Genomic DNA, 13754 nt, shown 5'->3' with positions numbered 1-13754 from the left:
TCAGTCCCTTGAGTACTGCCGCGGCGCGGACGTCTGGGGCGGGGTGCGGCGGGGCCGCTGCCGACGCTGGTCCTGCAGCTGCTGCCGGATGAGTTCCAGGGAGCGGGTGACCGCGCCGACCTCGTCGTGGTGCTGCGGGAACAGCACGGTCTTGCGGTCGCCGTCGGCCAACGCCTCGGCCCGAGCGGCCATCCCGCGCAGCGGCCGGGCCACCACGATGTGCATCCAGCCCAGGCAGGCGACGGCGGCTGCGGCGCCGAGCAGTCCGGCGAGGACGGTGCGGTTCTGGGCGTCGTACTCGGGGATGTCGAGGCGGTCGGCGGGCTGCCAGCTGACCACGCTCCAGTGGAGGGAGTCGGTGGGGCCGCTGCCGGCGAACGGGGCGGCGGCGGCGATCCGCACCTCCTGCTCGCGGTAGAGCACACCGTTCGCGCGGGCCTTCTTGCCGAGCCGCTGAGAGCTTGCGGCGACCAGGTCCTTCAGGTGGTCGTCGGGCAGCCCCTGGAAGGCGAGGAAGCCGGTGTTGCCGGCGATGATCTTTGCGTGGTCGTCGACGAGGCGGACGACGCCCATGCCGGGCCGGGTGAGTAGAGTGTTGAGGAACTCGATGCGGAACTCGCCGATCAGCTGAGCGCCGTCGCGATCGGGGATCTCGGCGTTGGCGACGACGACGGGCTCCTTGCCGCCGCGGCCGAGCAGCCGGACCGGGGTGGTGGAGAGCCGGTGGGAACGGATCAGCTGGGGGTCCTTGCCCCCGCGGGCCAGGACCTCGCCGGAGGAGTCGACGACGTAGAGCGAGCGGTAGCGCCGGTTCTCGTTGAGGGTGCGTTCCAACACCCCTTCCATCGACGTGGGGTCGGTGCGGTTGCCGATCAGGGAAGCGACCGAATCCAGGTCGGCGCTGCCCTCGTTGAGAGCGCGGCGCACCCGGTCGCTGAGCGTGTCTGTGCGCTCGCGCTGGTCGCTGACGAGTTGTTGCGGTACGGCGACGGTGGTGTCGGCGCGGTTGATCAGCAGCATCAGCGGCGCCGACCAGGCCAGCAGCAGCAGGGCGCAGACGCCCAGCAGGGCCCGGGTGCCTACCCTGGCCCGGCGCGGGCGCGGTGCCGGACCGGTGGTGTCGGCGTTCTCGCCGAGAAGCTGGCGACGCAGCCGTTCCAGGGCGTGGCCGACGCGGTGCGTCTCGCCGTAGCCGGGGACGGTGACGGGCCGGGCCAGGTCGCCGCGGGTCAGTCGGCGGGACTCCAGGAACAGCCGGATCAGCGGGCGTTGCACGGTGCCCAGCAGCACGGCCACCGCGATACCGCCGATGACGAGCAGTGCGGCGCCGGCCAGTAAGCCGAACAGCGGCACGCTGCTGCGGGTGGTGTCCTCGGAGACTTTGACCATGGCCACCACGGACAGGCCGAGGCTGGAGGCGGTGGTGGCCTCACCCGGGTCGGGGCCGGCCAGCGTGGCGTACCCGGCGACGGACCGGTCGTTCAGGAAATGCTCGCCGAGCAGACTGCCGCTGACGCCCTGATAGCCGGCGGTGCCCGGGGCCTTGCTGCTGCGCGGGTCCTGGCGGGACTTGCCGGCCGCGCGCAGGGCGAAGTCCTTGAGCTGGGAGCGGGAAACCTTGATGTCCTTGCGGTCTGCGCTGGTGCGCACCTGCTCGGGTTCGGGGATGCCGTCGCTGCTGAGGATCGCGCCGTCCCGGTCGACCACGGCGATGGATCGGAACTGGCCGAGACTGATGCCGGGGAACTTCAGGTTGTTGGAGGCCACCAGCAGCAGCTGCGGCTTGCCGGGCCAGGACAGCAGCGCGAAGGACAGCAGGCGCGCCTCGCCGTTCTTCAGCCGGACCATGCGCGGTGAGAGTCCGCCCTCGTCGCCGAGGGTCGAGGTGTTCACCGAGCCGAGCGGGACGGTCTCGCCGCGGGCCGCCACCAGCTTGCCGGTGCGGATCTCGATGACAGCGGTGCCCATCCACTTCTGGTAGGCGCTGCCGAGCTTGTCGAGGACGGCGTCGCCGGAGACCGGCCGGCCGGCGCTGAACAAGGCGGCGGACCGGGTGAGGTCGGTGACGGACTCATCGGTGGAGGCACGCAGGGCAATGGCGCCGTCCTCCGCGAAGTGCTGCTGGGACGTCAGCACGGCCTTCGGCACGCCGGCGTTGTCGACGCGGCCCAGCACGACCGCCGTGATGCCGGCGAGCGCGAGCAGGAGGACCGACAGGACCGCGATCGGCGGACGGATACCTCCGATCAGTGACATGTCGGCTCGTCGGCGGGCCCGGTGCTGCCGCGCGGCGGGCAGTGGCGCCAAGGGAGGGTCCTCTCAGCTGTGCGGTGGTCGACCCGGCACGGGGAAGCATGAACGGGGATGCGGTCACGTATGCGCTGGCGGCCGCTCGCGCGCAGGGTGCTGCGCCCGGAGTGGTGGCCACAGCAACGAGACATGTAAGGGTCGCGTGAAGTTGCGCATAATCAACTGTGATCTGCACAACACTCAGGTTTATTCGGTCGTAACCGGGCAGAAGAGAGAGTCGTTCTGACAGCGGGCCCCGGGCTGGCAGCGGCCCCGGGCCTCAGCGCATCGGAGTCAGAGCTTTCAGGCCGTCCTTGGCCGCCCCGCGGTTCTTCAGGGTGCCTTCGGTGCGCTCGAAGGCGAGCCGCAGCCGGGCCCGCTGCCGGTCGGTGAGGCCATGATCGTCCCGGAGCGCGGTCGGCACGTCGAGCAGGCGGTAGTCCCTTGCGTCGTCCTCGGTGTAGGCGGTCTTCCCGCCGTCCGTGGCGTTCTCGGCGTCCGGCGGGATCTCCAGCAGCGTCGGCTCGAAGCGCGGCTGCACGTCCCAGTGGCCCTTGCCGTGCTCGGTGAACGTGAACCAGGCGATCACGCCCTCCTCCGTGAGTCCGGTCGGCACCTCGTGCCGGGCGATCTGGTTGCCCATGCCGTAGGCGACCCAGGTGCGGTCGACTTTCTCCATCGGCTGTACGACATGCGCGTGACAGCCGATGACCAGGTTGATGCCGGTGTGCCGGGCGATCTGCCGAGCGAAGGAGAGCTGCTGGGCCGAGGGGTTCGGGTGGTGCTCCAGGCCCCAGTGGATGGAGAGGATCACCACCTCGGCCCCGGCTGCGCGAGCCCGCTGCTCAGCGGCCTTGACCGCTTTCAGGCTCATCCCGTTGGCGAGCCACGGCTTGTCCTTGGGGAGCGTGTGCGGCTCGTTGAAGCCGTAGGCGAACGATATCTGCGCGACCTTGACGCCCTTCACGTTCATGACCAGCGGAGTGAGCGCCTCCTTCTGCGTCCGGAATGAGCCGGTGTGCTTCAAGCCGGCGGCGTCCAGCGCGTCCAGGGTGCGCCGGACACCCTCGTACCCGTGGTCGAGCGTGTGGTTCGAGGCGGTGGAACAGGTGTCGTATCCGAGGTTCTTGATCGTCGTGGCGGTCTGCGGGGGCACCTGGAAGTCCGGGAAGCCCTCGAAGGGGCCGTTCTCGGTGCCGACCACCGGCTCGAAGTGGCAGATCGCCAGGTCCGCCTTGCTGATCAGCGGTTTGATGCCGGCCATCATCGGCCCGAAGTCCAGCCCTGCCACGCCCTTGCCGGTGCGCTTGGCGTCCTTGCGGGCCTGCTCCACCAACTCCGGGTGCATCAGGATGTCCCCGGCCGCCGCGACGGTGAAGGAACGACCGGCGGCATGGCCGCCTTCGTCGTCCGAGAGAGGGCCGCAACCGGCGACGGCGGCGACGAGGGAGAGCGGGGCCAGCAGGCTCAGCGGGATGCGGCTAAAGCGTGTGTTCACCGGGATATCTTGATACGACCATGAGTGCCACACGCTCGCGCGTCATAACGATCACGACAATTCTCCTGGTCATCGCCGGTCTCGCGGGTGGCTTGACCGCCGTGCTCCACGCCGCCCGCGGTGGCGGCACGGACAACGCCACACACCGTCCCGGCCGGGGCGCCCAGCCGGAAGACCTGGCCCAGGAGGTGGCGGACTACACCAGCCGCTTCGGTCCGAGCCACGGCTACCGGCAGCCCGGCCGAGCGGACCGCACGGCCATCGCCCAGGCGATCGGCCTGCTCGTCGACGGCCACCGCGCACAAGCGGAGCTGCTGCTTTCCGAACGGGACTTCACCGTGCGCACGATCCGCGACCGGGTCTCCGGACACCGCTACGCCGAAGTGGCAGACCGCACCGACGACGCCGTGACGCCGCGGGGCTGGGGCCGGGTCTACATGGACCTGGACCACACGCCGCGCTTCTCGATCCAGGTCCCGCACCCGGTCTTCGACGAGGGCACCGAGCAACTGGGCGTACGGGTCCTGCGTGACTCCCCCGGCGGCATCCTGGTGATAGCGGGAGCACATCGAAAAGCCGGGGTCGGGAACTCCGCGGACGTGGCACATCGCCAGGACACCGTCTTCTACGCCATCTGCGCCGAGCTGGTCCGTCGCAAGATGCCCGGGATCCAGTTGCACGGGTTCGCCGCCTCCACCGCCCCCGGCTACGACGTGGTCGCCTCCTCCGGCGCCGGATCGGCCGGCCGCTCGGACGCCGGCAGATTGGCCGACGCCCTGGGCACGCACGGCTTCCATGTGTGCCGAGCCTGGGTGCGGAAGTGCCCGGTGGAGGGTTACACGAACGCCGAAGGCCGGGCCGCCGACGCAGCCGATGTGCCGTTCCTGCACATCGAGTTGGCCCCCGAGGTGCGCCTCGGCGGATCGGCCGCCGAGCGCGCGGCCACCGCCATGAGTGAAATCACGCACCGCTGGGCGACCGCCCCCGTCACAACCTGAGGGCACGGCAGACGAGGCGGACACCTCTCGACGGCCCTGCCCCTGGCACGCCCCCTGCCGCTCCTCGTCGGCGGTGAGGATACGAGATTCGAACTCGTGAGGGGTTGCCCCAACACGCTTTCCAACTGTTCACAAGGCCGTACAGGAGGAAGCAGAGACGTTCTGGCCTGCGGCGGAATAGGTATCCGGGCGGGTGGTGGACGGCTCCGGACGCGGCTGAATGAGACCAGAACTGAGACCAGCGGACCACCCGATCTTGCTGGTCAGAGCGGGTTGGCTCAGGCGGCGCACGGACCCCGCCACCCAAGCGGGACTCCCAGTGAGGCCGTCTTCCCGGCGAGCGGCCTGCCGGACACACTGGGCAGAATCTATCGAGGGGGAGGCGATGGCCCAAAAGCGCACGCGCCGCACCGCTGCCCGCCGACGTCGGAACGCGGCCTTAGCCGGTGGGGCACTACTGCTGATCCTCCTGGTGGCCTTCTGGTCGGCAATCTGGCCCTACCTGCTGGCCGCCCTCGCCGTCGGCGGGCTCAGCGCAGGGGCGTGGCGTCTTTGGCGCACAGACCGGCTCCACCGCGACGCCGACCAACGCTGGCGCCGCGAAGACGCGATCCAAGGCGGCCACCGCACGCTGGCCGAGGTGGACGCGATGTCCGGGACAGAGTTCGAGGATCACGTCGCAGCGCTGTGCCGCCGCGACGGCTGCACCGAAGTCCGACGGGTCGGCGGAGCCGGTGACAACGGTGCCGACGTCCTCGGTCGACTCCCGGACGGTCGCACACTGATCGTCCAGTGCAAGCGCTACACCACGAAGAGCACAATTGCGGCCCGCGACCTGCGAGACCTTCTCGGTTCCAAGGCCCACTTCGGCGCCGACCTCGCCGTCTTCGTCACCACCACGCGCTTCAGCCGTCAGTCACTCGATTTCGCCGTCCAGAACGGCATCCTCGCCATCCACCGCGACTCCCTCGGCCTGTGGAACAATGGTGCCGCGCTGCAGTCCCTGCTGAACATCAACGGAGCAGGCCAGGGCAACGAGCAGCACCGAGCCCGATGGAAGAACACCTACGGCAAGCCCCCGCAGAGCCGGAACCAACCTCGAGACAGCAAATAGCTAGCCGAGCGTCCGGAGCACCTCGTCGATGTTGGCCCGGTACAGCCGCAGCTGCCGCAGGCCGCCGGCGTAGCCGTCGCGGTGCTGTGCGATGTCCGCGGCCTGTTTCTGCGCCGTTACCGTGTGCCAGGTCTCGACCGTGTGGTGGCGGCGCTTGCAGATGACGTCCGCAACGGCCGTGGCCCGCTCCCGCTGCGTGTGCGGGGTGTTGCCGTCGCTACCGCGGTGCCAGGCGGTGTCCGTGTAGGCCGCGACGGGGTCGGGGTAGGGCGTGAACCCCTGCCCGGCCATGCAGCGGGACCACGTGTTCCAGGCAGCGAGCAGGCGCGGGTCACGCCTGACCGCCTTCTGGACCTCGACGACCCGGGTGCTCGCGTAGAACCAGTCCCCCTTGACGTCTACGCCGCGCACCAGCCGGCGGCCCGCCTCGGCCTCGCAGGCCGGATAGTCCGCGAACTCGGCGCTGGTCATCCGGCGCCCCTTCGGCTGCCGGGCCGCGTCCTTGTCGGGGTCCCAGCCGTAGCCCCAGCGGCGGGCACTGTCCATGTCGAGGACCCCGTAGTCGGTGGCGACCATGGTGGCACTGATGGGGTCGACGGGGTCGCGCGGGTCGAGCGGGAAGTCCGGGTGGCCACGGGCCGCCATGCACTGCCGGACCAGCAGCGCCGACGCCTGCAGGGACCGCTGGTAGTCCTGCGACGTGGACATGTAAGGGTCGGCGGGAAGCGGGCCGGGTTTCGCCACCCCTCCCACGGCCGCCCCGCGCTGCGAGCCGGCGACGCCCAGTGCCAGCAGTACCGCCATCCCCACCGCGACGACCCGCCGCGCGCCCAGTCTCACCACGGCGAAGATGCTAGTAGCTCGTCTCACATCGTTGTCCCGGTAATCGACATGCGGCCTCGCGCCGAGGGTGAGGATGGCTTGCACGGGCACTGTGGCGCCCTGAACGAACAAGGTTGCGCCAAGCCTGGGTCGCGCACCGCATTTCGGGCGGCCGACCAGGCCTTCCCGTTTGCGTCGAAGGGCCCCACCGCGAGCTGGGGCCCTTCGACGTCGTGCCCGGTGAGGCACTGGCGGAGGATACGAGATTCGAACTCGTGAGGGGTTGCCCCCAACACGCTTTCCAACGGGTCACGAGGCCGTACGCGTGGAAGCAGATAGGTTCTGACCAGGGGCGGGACCGGTAATCGGGGTGGCCGTGGACGGCCCCGCACACAGCCGAATGAGAGCGGAACTGAGACCGGTGGTCCTCACACAGCACGCGCAGGGAAGTCGGCTGTGAAGGTGCCACCGTCGGCGGGGTGCTGTGCGACGGTTGATGACCTCGGCAGCCCGGGTGAGCATAGGGGGCTGAAACGCGGCTCGGACTGCACGGCGATCCTGCGTGAAGCTCCGAGGGCGGACAGTGTTCGTGCTGTCAGGTTATTTCCCGGGATCGGGCCCGTACCACTGGAGGGGCTGACCAGTGACGGCGGCGATGCAGTCGAAATCCCGGTCGCGATGGAGCAGGGTCAGCCCTTGGAGTTCCGCCGTCGCTGCAACCACCAGGTCCACTGCGCCCGCGCTGCGGTGCTGCCCTTTGCGGGTCAGCAGTTCCTGGACCCGCCAGGCGCGATCGTAAGCCCGGTCATCCACGGGCACCCAGCCGAAGAGCAGGCGCATGTCCTCAATGCCACGTGCCCGGTCCTCGGCAGAACGCGCACTGTAGAAGAACTCCAGCTCGGTCACCGGGCAGGTCGCGATGAGCCCCGCTGCCGCTGCCCGATCCCAGCCGTACTGCCCAGCGTCCCTCCGGAGGAAGCGGGCGAGGGCGCTGGTGTCGATCAGAAACTGTGCCGCACTCACCGACGGTAGTTCCTCTTGTCCTCGAAAAGATCCAGGTCAAAGCCGCCCTCGTCCGTCGCCGTCCGCAGCCGGGTGAGCGCCAAGGCGCGCCGCCGGTTGTCCAGCACCTCGCGGAGGGCCGTGTTGACTGTGTCTTTTTTCGTGCTCGTGCCCAGCGCCTGGGCCACATCGGCCAGCAGCTCGTCATCGAGGTCGATCACCGTTCGACTCATGGGCACCTCCCTTGATATCAATGATGTGGCCGATTATACATCGCTTGATGCATAGAGCGGGAGTCCAGCGCCGAGCCTTTTCCGCAAGATCAGAAAATGCCCAGTTAACTGTCCTGCCTTCTGACCTCGAAGCCGGGAGCCTGAAGGAGTGGAGCCGACAGGACGCGCAGGCCATTCCGCAACGGGCAGCGAGGAGGTACGGGATGTACTGGCTCGCTTCCCTGGTGGGGATGACCACGGCCGTGCTCCTGGCCCGGTTGCTGCTGGTCCAGGTCCGAAAGCTCCTGGAGGAGGTGGCCGGAGTGGTTCGCACGTGGCGTACGATCCGGCAGGCCCTGACCCTGCAATCCGGATCCGCCGAAGGGCGAGTCCGCTGGCCCGAGCCGCAAGCCGCCGCCCAGGAGTGCGGGACTGAGAGCGATCGCACTCCTCCGAGTCCCGAACTCCCGCGAGGCACCGAAGGCACGCATCCATCAGGCCGATGCGTCACTCCGCAACGCGTCGAAGGGCCCCACCGCGAGCGGGGGGGCCATCAACGTCGTGCCCGGTGAGGCACTGAGCCTTTTCCATCATCGGTCTGAGCTGGCCAGATGCAGGGCGAGGACGGCCTGGACGAGGGCGGTGATCCGGGTGGTGGAGCACCGGATTTTGCGCAGGAGCCGCCAGCTCTTGAGGGTCGCCATGGCCTGTTCGACGAGGGCACGGATCTTCGCGTGGGAGCGGTTCACCGCCTTCTGTCCCGGGGAGAGCGTCTCCCATCGGCCCCAGTACGGGATGCGGACCGTGCCGCCGGCGCCGCGGTAGCCCTTGTCGGCCCAGCAGGTGACGTGGGCCCGATCGAGGGCGTCGATGATGCCGTGCTCGCGGGCCGCTCGGATGTCGTGGACGGCTCCGGGCAGGGCCGGCGAGGCCCATAGCAGTCGGCCGGACGGATCGGTGAGAACCTGCGCGTTCATGCCGTGTTTCTTGTGTTTCCCGGAGTAGAAGGGCCGGTCCGCGGCGGTGCGGTCGATCGGCAGGAGCGTGCCGTCCAGGAGCACGAACGCCTTCGTCGAGGCGGTGCGGACGGCATCGGCCAGGGTGGGAGCGAGGACGGCCAGGAGGTCGACGGCCTCGGCGACATAGCGGTATGCCGTCGTGGTCCCCACGCCGAACCCGCTGGCGAGCTGGGCGTAGGTGTGTCCGACGCGCAGGTGGGCGGGGGTGAGAAGGGCTTGGCGGCCGGCGGTCAGCCGTCGCCAGCGGGAGTTGCTGGCACGGCGGTGCCGCCGCAACTGATCTGCAAGGAAGCGGAGAGCGGAACTGGACACGTCCACGCCGGACGGGTAGACAAGCATGCGAAGCCTCTGGTGGACACGGTTCTCTTGGTCGAAAACCCATTTACCAGGGGCTTCACCTCGTTGTCACCCCAAGTGCGCAGCTACTTTGGCAGGTTGGAAAAGGCTCACTGGCGGAGGATACGAGATTCGAACTCGTGAGGGGCTGCCCCCAACACGCTTTCCAACGGGTCACGGGGCCGTACGCAGAGAGGCAAAGGCGTCCTGACGTGCGACGGAGCAGGCATCTGGGCGAGCTCCGGACGCCCCTGGACGCGGCTGGATGAGACCAGAAATGAGACCGAGGACGCGGGGGCGCCGGACTGGCTTCTGCCCTTGACCATGAGCAGGCGGGAAATTGGCGACTGTTGCCACCCTCGGGCTCTGTGTCGGGCTGCGTGTCGGTGAACACCAGCCAGTGAAAGCAGTGTTCAGGCCATGCTTTTCCTTCCGCCGCGGTTCTTGTCCGGAGCCCGCGCGCGCTGGACCAGAGTGGCAGGAGGCACCAGCTGTCGATCAGCTGGCGCCGCGGGAAATCGTTGATTCATGGGGGTGGATGACGTATGGGCGATGCAAGCGACGGCGAGATACTCGACATCAAGCTCACCGACCTGCAGGCGACGGCACCGCAGTTCCTCACGCACAGCTCGGACCTGGCGACAGCCCTGGTCAAGCTCCAGGGGGGCCTTGCCGCGGCCGGCTCCCCGTGGGGGGCGGACGACCAGGGCAAGCAGTTCGAGGACCAGTACGCGCCGAACGTGACCAGCATGACGATGGCGGCCGAGATCCTGGCCCTCGGCCTGGCCAGCATCCACGACGCCATGGCCGACATGGCGGACGGCCACATAGGCAACGAGCAACTGGTCCGGTCGATGTTCAGCAGGAACGGGCCGAAGCCGGAGCCTCCCCCGCACACTGGCGGGGGAGACCTGCAGTGAGCGTCGCCGGCGAGGCGAAGAAGATCGTCATGAAGCTGACCGGAATGTGGTGGCCGGACGCCGACGAAGGCGGCCTGCGGGACGCCGCCACCGCATGGCGGACCTTCGCCGATGACGTCGAGACCCTCACCGCCGCAGCGAACACCTCAGCCCGCACACTCATCGAGAACAACACCGGCAAAGCCATATCGGCCTTCGACGACCCCTTCTGGCGCCGCTACTACTACGGTAATCGCGGCTGGCTCCAGGACATGATCGACAGCGCCCGCGACCTGGCCACCGCCCTCGACCAGTACGCCGACAGCGTCCACAGCGCGGTGACACAACTGGAGCACAAGCTGGAGATCGTCGGCGGAACCATCGTCGCCGGCACAGCCCTGGCGTTCTTCACCGCAGGACTCACCGAAGCCGCCGCTGCCGCCGCCACCGCCGAGGTCCTGGACCTGTCCGCCGCCCTGGGCGTGGCCGTCTCCACCGAGGTAGCCGCGATCATCGGCACCACCCTGGCCACCGCCGCCATCGCCGGCGTCGAATCCATCACCGTCGACCTCGCCGTCACGCAACCCATCGCGATGGCCACCGGCGAGAGCAGCAGCCTCCACCTCGACGAGGCGACCGACGCCGCGCTCTACGGGGCCGTCTTCGGCGGCACCGTAGGCGCAGCCGGCAGCACGATCAGGACTGTTGCCCAGAACGGCGGCCTGCAGGGCCTCCTCGACAGCCTCCACCTGCCGGACTTCCAACCGGGCCTGGCCCTCCCCAGCGGCCCGTCGGCCGGCCTCGACGATCTCGGGATGGTGATGCGAACCGGGGAGGGCGGTAGCGGCCCGGGCAGGGGCCCCTGGCCCACATCCGACTCGGTTGAAGGGACAGCGAAAGGAAAGTCTCTGCTGCCACCGAACGCACGGCACACCGTTTCCGGCGCGGCGTCGGGCGAGGTCAAGCCGAAAAACAGCGTGATCCTGCGTGGTTACGAGCAGCAAGTGAATCAGGACGTCGCCGACATCGCCGCAGGGCAGGCGAAATACGATAAGAAGACCATGCTCTACGAAATCAACGGACGCACCTACAGGGTTGAACCGACGGGCAGGTTATATCCCGTCAATGGCCCGGGTATCGTCGAACTCGATCGGAACGAGTACGCAGCTCTCCAGCAAATATCCAAGGCCAAGGGAAATGCCGAATCCGTGCAGGCTTTCGTAAAAAATCCACGCTTCATCAACAATCCGGAAGCTATCCAGAAAGCCCAGGCAGTTTATGATGGGACGTACTGATGACCTACAACCTGCTCGTCACCGAGTCCCTGAGCGACGGCGCTGTAGCCGCAGCACTTGCCGAGTGCTTCCGAGTGGCCGTCCGTGATGTCGACGTGGCCGACGAGAACGCCGATCAGGACGCGCGGAACTGGGACGCGCCGGTGCTCTGCGGGACGCGCGCGGTCCGGGGCGATGTGAGGACGTCTCTGGATGTCTACGCCCAGGACAGCGTTCAGCCGCAGCCGAGTGAGCCGGAGCTGGCCGCAGCGCTCGCGCGTGTGCTCGGCCGCTCGGTCCTCTACCCGACGGAGTCGATCCGGCCGAGCGCGTACTGGCTCGCGACTGCCGACGGTACAGTCACCCGGGCCCGACTGCTCGACTCGGACGACGAGAAGCCCGTGTACACGGTCGATGCCGTCGAAGCGCCTGTTGCCGACCTCCCGCGTGCCCGGGTCATCCGGATCCCCGAGATCGTGTACGACCAGCGGAAGCCGACACCGGTGAGCGACCGCTTCGCCACATCTCTGAACGCTCTGGGGACGGGCCGAACCGACGAAACCGGCTCCCCGTACTGGAGGGCTGCGACGAACTTGGGCGCATGGGAACAGCTCGTACAGACGATGACGGACGACTGGGCTCCCGCGGGTTGGTACCCGGCGGACCTGTATGTACAAAACCTCACAGCACGGGACGAGTTGGAGCACCTGCAACAGCAGCCTCCAGAGCAGGCGGCCGAGTTGCTGGAGGCCGCGGTGGACCTGGTGGACCGGCAATTCATCAAGATGACCGTGCCCGATCCCGCCTGGTACCTGGACCTCGGCAAGCAACCAGAGCTGGACGTCCCCGGCACGGATGACGCCGGCTGGTGGTGGGACCGCCGCCCCGACCCCCTCCCCTGGTAGCCCCACGACAGCGCCATCCGACACGGCAGAGGCCCGTAGCCGTCGTAGAAGTGGACGGACAACGGCTTGCGCCCCAGTCAGCGGTGGGCTGCGGATCCACACAGGGCGAGACCATACGCGTTGATGGCCCCCGCTGCGAGCAGCGGGGGCCATCGACGTCGTGCCCGGTGAGGCACTGGCGGAGGATACGAGATTCGAACTCGTGAGGGGTTGCCCCCAACACGCTTTCCAACTGTTCGTCCGGGTGTTCGCGCGAGTTCGCCACCGTCCTGACCTGTAGCGTTGCGGCCAACACCGGAGCGCTCGGACACCCCTGAACGGCGCTGAATGCAACCCGAACTGCAACCCTCCAGCGCGTCAGCCACCCTCTATGGGCTCTGGGCCACCTGGCAACACGCGGTGAGCTGAGCCGTACCCACAGTTCGAGGACGGTGCGGCCGCCGGCCTCGCGGCGGCAGGATCCCACCGCCGCCGCAGGGATCCCGGGACGGATCGCAGCGAGGAGACCCACGCAGGTCGAGGGGCCCCACCGTAGGCGGTGGGGCCCCTCGACGTCATGCCCGTCCGCCCGGGTGGCGGCAGCAGTCCGCTGCCCTGGGATGAGGTCCGCCCCCGGCCGCGGTTGCAGTGCGGTGTCCATCCGGTCGGATGTCAGGAACGGCAACGACACGTCGAGAGGCCGCGTTGGGCGTACGGATAGGGTGCCGTGTCCTCCAAGCCACCAGGCGGCGGCCAACGCGGCGCCCGCGCCGGCGGCGACCGCCCAGCGGGTCCGGGCCGGGATCGGGGCGACGGGGCGGTGGTGATGCGGTGCATGGTGTTCTCCGGCGGATCGATTCCGTCCGTGGTACGTGGTCAGGCGGTCGGCGTCACGCGGGCCGGCTCAGCGCCCGCAGCGCCAGTCGGCCGCACAGCGTGGCGAGCGGCAGCTCGGCGCCGAGAGCCATGGCGACCGCGGTGGTGAAGTCGCCGCCCGGGGCCGCGGTCGTGGTGTCGAACCAGGCGTCCACCACAAGCAGCGTCGCGGTCGCGGCGGCTGCCAGGGCGTGCCGCCGGTCACCGCTGGCGGCGAGGAGGCCGGTGGCGATCAGGCCGAGCGCCTCCAGCGCGTCGAGCCCGACCCAAGCGACCGGCCAGTGCGCCGCGGTCGCGGTGGCCGGCAGGCCGGTGGCCAGCACGTACACCCACGGCAGCAGGGCGAGCCCGCAGGCGACCAGCAGCCACCCGGCCCGCCGCATGCCCCGAGCCGGGCGCGGCTCCTCCGCCTCTTCGTGGAGCGGGATGACCTCGGCGCCGGCCACTTCGTCATCGCACAAAACCAGTTGACGCATCTTCTTCTCCCGCTCCCCGCCGGCTGTCCCCTTCATGTGCTCCACTCTCCGCCGC

At 69.0% G+C, this 13754-nt stretch carries 12 protein-coding genes; 5 read left to right on the top strand and 7 right to left on the bottom strand.

The genetic code is table 11. The features are described 5' to 3' along the window. The gene (locus tag OG702_RS19475) at positions 1-2256 is read right to left on the bottom strand and encodes a HAMP domain-containing protein (RefSeq protein WP_327290173.1); all 2256 of its coding nucleotides are present in this window, start codon (positions 2254-2256) and stop codon (positions 1-3) included. A 313-nt stretch (positions 2257-2569) separates the two neighbouring features. Then, positions 2570-3787, bottom strand: coding sequence for a CapA family protein (locus OG702_RS19470; RefSeq protein ID WP_327290172.1), 1218 nt, complete (start codon positions 3785-3787; stop codon positions 2570-2572). 20 nt (positions 3788-3807) lie between these two features. Here OG702_RS19470 and OG702_RS19465 point away from each other — a divergent pair, with 20 nt between their 5' ends. Together OG702_RS19465 and OG702_RS19460 are read left to right on the top strand one after the other, a co-directional pair. After that, positions 3808-4785 carry a hypothetical protein gene (locus OG702_RS19465; protein WP_327290171.1) on the top strand — a complete coding sequence of 326 codons (978 nt, stop codon included), beginning with the start codon at positions 3808-3810 and terminating at the stop codon, positions 4783-4785. A gap of 385 nt (positions 4786-5170) precedes the next feature. Further along, positions 5171-5899, top strand: coding sequence for a restriction endonuclease (locus OG702_RS19460; RefSeq protein WP_327290170.1), 729 nt, complete (start codon positions 5171-5173; stop codon positions 5897-5899). On the opposite strand, the gene OG702_RS19455 is transcribed toward OG702_RS19460, so the two are convergent. The 4 genes from OG702_RS19455 to OG702_RS19440 form a co-directional block, all read right to left on the bottom strand. After that, on the bottom strand, positions 5900-6742 hold the full coding sequence (locus tag OG702_RS19455) for a hypothetical protein (protein ID WP_327290169.1): 843 nt from the start codon (positions 6740-6742) through the stop codon (positions 5900-5902). A gap of 579 nt (positions 6743-7321) precedes the next feature. Continuing rightward, a complete protein-coding gene (locus OG702_RS19450) occupies positions 7322-7744 on the bottom strand; it encodes a PIN domain nuclease (protein WP_327290168.1) in 423 nt (140 codons plus the stop codon). After that, on the bottom strand, positions 7741-7956 hold the full coding sequence (locus OG702_RS19445) for a type II toxin-antitoxin system VapB family antitoxin (RefSeq protein WP_327290167.1): 216 nt from the start codon (positions 7954-7956) through the stop codon (positions 7741-7743). The genes OG702_RS19450 and OG702_RS19445 overlap by 4 nt, the downstream gene beginning before the upstream one ends. A gap of 569 nt (positions 7957-8525) precedes the next feature. Then, positions 8526-9293, bottom strand: a complete 768-nt coding sequence (locus OG702_RS19440; protein WP_327290166.1) for an IS5 family transposase — start codon at positions 9291-9293, stop codon at positions 8526-8528. 542 nt (positions 9294-9835) lie between these two features. Between OG702_RS19440 and OG702_RS19435 the strand changes: the two genes are divergently transcribed. From OG702_RS19435 to OG702_RS19425, 3 genes are read left to right on the top strand one after another with little or no spacing between them, the layout of a single operon-like run. Next, the gene (locus OG702_RS19435; RefSeq protein WP_327290165.1) at positions 9836-10210 is read left to right on the top strand and encodes a hypothetical protein; all 375 of its coding nucleotides are present in this window, start codon (positions 9836-9838) and stop codon (positions 10208-10210) included. Continuing rightward, a complete protein-coding gene (locus OG702_RS19430; RefSeq protein WP_327290164.1) occupies positions 10207-11484 on the top strand; it encodes a WXG100-like domain-containing protein in 1278 nt (425 codons plus the stop codon). Before OG702_RS19435 ends, OG702_RS19430 begins: the two co-directional genes overlap by 4 nt. Continuing rightward, positions 11484-12368, top strand: a complete 885-nt coding sequence (locus tag OG702_RS19425; protein ID WP_327290163.1) for a hypothetical protein — start codon at positions 11484-11486, stop codon at positions 12366-12368. Before OG702_RS19430 ends, OG702_RS19425 begins: the two co-directional genes overlap by 1 nt. A gap of 869 nt (positions 12369-13237) precedes the next feature. Here OG702_RS19425 and OG702_RS19420 read toward each other — a convergent pair. Further along, positions 13238-13735 (bottom strand): hypothetical protein, encoded by a 498-nt coding sequence (locus OG702_RS19420; protein ID WP_327290162.1) that lies wholly within the window; start codon positions 13733-13735, stop codon positions 13238-13240. Positions 13736-13754 lie beyond the last annotated feature (19 nt).

The organism is Streptomyces sp. NBC_01198 (assembly GCF_036010485.1).
Taxonomy (GTDB): Bacteria; Actinomycetota; Actinomycetes; order Streptomycetales; family Streptomycetaceae; genus Actinacidiphila.
The sequence above is the reverse complement of the archived record's forward strand: the minus strand, read 5'-3'. Positions and strand labels throughout refer to the sequence as shown.